The sequence below is a fragment of the Desulfonatronospira sp. genome (genome assembly GCA_003563255.1).
GTDB lineage: Bacteria > Desulfobacterota > Desulfovibrionia > Desulfovibrionales > Desulfonatronovibrionaceae > Desulfonatronospira.
In genome coordinates, this window is sequence record PWSL01000344.1 from 1 (window position 1) to 3,176 (window position 3,176).

At 48.5% G+C, this 3,176-nt stretch carries 3 protein-coding genes; 2 read left to right on the top strand and 1 reads right to left on the bottom strand.

The features are described from left to right. Nucleotides 1-485 precede the first annotated feature (485 nt). Nucleotides 486-1,262 (bottom strand): hypothetical protein, encoded by a 777-nt coding sequence (locus tag QZP87_RS09960; protein WP_291322769.1) that lies wholly within the window; start codon nucleotides 1,260-1,262, stop codon nucleotides 486-488. 403 nt (nucleotides 1,263-1,665) lie between these two features. Here QZP87_RS09960 and QZP87_RS09965 point away from each other — a divergent pair, with 403 nt between their 5' ends. Then, nucleotides 1,666-1,902, top strand: coding sequence for an asparagine synthase-related protein (locus QZP87_RS09965; protein ID WP_291322770.1), 237 nt, complete (start codon nucleotides 1,666-1,668; stop codon nucleotides 1,900-1,902). A gap of 70 nt (nucleotides 1,903-1,972) precedes the next feature. Continuing rightward, nucleotides 1,973-3,112 carry an ATP-binding protein gene (locus tag QZP87_RS09970; protein WP_291322771.1) on the top strand — a complete coding sequence of 380 codons (1,140 nt, stop codon included), beginning with the start codon at nucleotides 1,973-1,975 and terminating at the stop codon, nucleotides 3,110-3,112. Nucleotides 3,113-3,176: the final 64 nt, after the last annotated feature.

Genomic DNA, 3,176 nt, shown 5'->3' on the forward strand with positions numbered 1-3,176 from the left:
CTGCACAAATTTTATATGACAAACGCTAAGTTGTGTGAACCTTCATAGGTAGTACCTAGCGGGGACAGTCCCCAGGCCTGGTGCCAGTATTCACCACCGAGGACCCCCCTGAATGGTTACGGTGGGTGACAGTCACTGTCCGGGGGAGCATTTCGCGTCTCTGAAAACCGAAAAAAAGGTACTTGTCATAAGCTTGTTTTGGTTAAAAGCTGTATATCAGGGCTTGGCACGGGGACTGTCCCAATAGGGTTTTCAGAAACGCGTAATGCTCCCCCGGCCGGTTTCGGCATCCCCCTGAATGGTTACGTTACGTTTAGCCCGCTACAGCAAGCAAATTTACCTTATTATATGGTTTTTGTAAAACATTATTTTATACCTTGACGTTCCATAATTAACTTGCAAATTATTTGCTTGTCCGGCCAAAGTAACCATTCAGAGGGTCCATGGTGATGATTACTGGCACCAGGTCTGGGGACTGTCCCCCGCTAAGTACCAGCTGTGCTGCTACACAAACTTCGCGTCAGTAATTTTGGTATTTGAGCTGAAACGGTTGTCTTGCCTGAACCAGCCCCGCCGGTGAGGTAGAAGCAGCCCTCATGTTCCCTGGTGATCAGGGAAAACTGTTCCGGAGAGATAAGCGAGATGATATCTGTAAGCCGGTGATCCCCGGACTCCTCCTTCCTGGTAATGGAGATGTTTTCACCGTCTTCAGGGTTCCAGGAGCCGTTTCTTTTTTCTATGAACTCCCGACCGGTCCTGATGGATAAAAGCTCTCTCTGCCTGATGCCGTAGGAGATCTTTTTCTGGATCACCCCGGTGCGCTCTTTGCCGTTTATATCCTCCTCGTATTCTTCTCCTTCTTCCCATTCGTAGTACAGGCGGGATATCCTGGCATCGCGCCAGTCAATCACCACCTGAGCCTGGGTGCGCATGTCGGCAAGCCCCTGTTTGCCAAACAGGTAATGTCTGCGCCCGATTCCGGGATCGTCGTCTTTTATGACCAGTCCGGCCAGGTAGGGTGCATCCGGGTACTCGAATGCAGGGTTGAATCTGGATGGATCAAGAGGTGCTCTCTGCCTGATCTCTCTGGTCAGACGGTCTTTTTCCAGAGAGGATTGAGACTTGAGCCTTTCTTCCTCCAGCTGTTTGATTTCTTGGGCAAATTCAGATGCTTTTTCCAGGCGGCTCTGGGCATATATGTCTGCTATGCGGCAGACATCCTGCAATCGCTCTTCTTCTGCCTTGATGTAATTATCGTCCATATGTCCATGATAATGATATGAAGATTTTTTGCAATCTGCAGGGTAAACCTGTTATCCCGCCATACCCAGCCCCACCCCGCCTGTTTTTTCTTTAGGTTTTGAGTATTAACGTACCCGCATACCCTGCCCTTTGAAAGAAGGAATCAGTGTGCAGAAATCAGGAGTCAGGTGACAGGGTGCAGGTGACTCTTGACAATAATCACCACATTCGCCTATCAGAGTGAAATAATGAATGATTTAACACCACTGGCCTGTCAGAAAAATTTTAAATTAATCACTTTATGAATATTTTCCAGATGTTGAAAGAGGTATCTGTTTAGCTCTTTGACGGTATATTGGTATTTTGAACATCCCTAAACAGAGCCATTATCCAAAATTTCTCTGTTGTTAATGGTTTAATAAGGTGTTGGGCCGCTACGTCCCTCCCGAGATTTCCAATGGGATCAAGCAGGGCTTTTCCGCGCCGGACGGAAGCTGGTTCATGGGCGAAAGCATCAAATTTGTCGCCGACAGACTGATCAAGCTCGACGCTGCCATTTACGAATGCTTGGACAAAACAGCCGTGTCCGACTTGATCATAGGCCACTTGGAAGGCAGACAGAACCGGCTGGCTTTTGATCCTGTCCCTGCTCATCGTTGAAGAAATCCTGGCTCAAATCATTCCGACCGGTTTGCGCGGATGATGACATCCAGCCTATCAGGAGTTACCCATGAAATACAAAAAAGAACCGGCCTTCATCAATCGCCAGACCGAAATTGCCTACCTTCGCTTATGGACTGAACAGCGGCCTGAGAGCATCCTGTTCTTTTACGGCCCCAAGTCCAGCGGCAAGACCACCCTGATTCAGAAGTTCCTGGAGACGGAACTGACGGACCAGGGCAGTTTTTGCGTCAAGCATTTCAATCTTCGGGAGATTCTCATCGTCAGTTACGAGGATTTTCTGCAGCGTTTTTTCGTGGTTGAGGATCAGGAGGAGAATACCCGCACCCAGACCCGGCACTACGACCTGAAGCTCTTCAAGCTGACCGTCGAGGAGCAGCGCAGGATCAAGGCCAGGCAACTGGACCCGTTCGACGTGATGAAGGCAGAGTTCCGGGAATTGAACGCCAAGGACGTCAAGCCCATCCTGATCATCGACGAGCTTCAGGCCCTGGATTTCATCTACTTCAATTCCCAGCGGGAACTGATCAAGGAGTTGATCAACTTCTTCGTGGCCATGACCAAGGAAAGCCATCTGTGCCATGTGCTTTTGTCCAGCTCGGACGGGTATTTCATTGAAAAGCTGTATAACGACAGCAAACTCAAGAAAACAAGTGAACTCTTTGAAGTGGATTACCTGCCCAAAGTGGACATCGTCTACTGGTTGAACAATCTGGAAAAGGAATCCAACATCAAGGAGTATTCGCTGTCACAAGATCAAATCGAGTATATCTGGGAACACTTTGGCGGGAGCATCTGGGAAATCTCCAATCTTCTGGGTAAATTCTTGACAGTCTGCCAGGACGGGAAGGTTCCTGATGACCAGATGCGGAAATTGATCACGAAATACATGATGCAGGCCAGGAGTTATTTTGAGGAATATGCGGGTTTGAAAAGGCATCTTCAGGCCTTATTCGCGGAGGTTCACAAGAAAAGCGCCAAGGGATTTTTCAAGGAAACAGAACTGGGCTGGCTTGTTGATGGAGGCTTTTTTACTGAAGACAAGTTGAGAGAAGAGTTGAACAGCTTGGTTCAAAAAAATTTCTTTTACTACGACCCTACCCTTGCCGAGTACAAGCTGCAGGGTCGGTGCATGGAGATTGGCCTGGAGATGTATTTGCGCGAGGTTCATGTTGGTAACTGTTTCTGACATCCTGCCCCTCTGGATTAGATTACGCGCACGGCGTAAACTCCCCTCCCTTAGGAAGAAAGTA

Bases quoted from the DNA above. Each gene is read 5' to 3' on its own strand.
- QZP87_RS09970 (WP_291322771.1), top strand. From the start codon at position 1,973: ATGAAATACAAAAAAGAACCGGCCTTCATCAATCGCCAGACCGAAATT.
- QZP87_RS09960 (WP_291322769.1), bottom strand. From the start codon at position 1,262: ATGGACGATAATTACATCAAGGCAGAAGAAGAGCGATTGCAGGATGTC.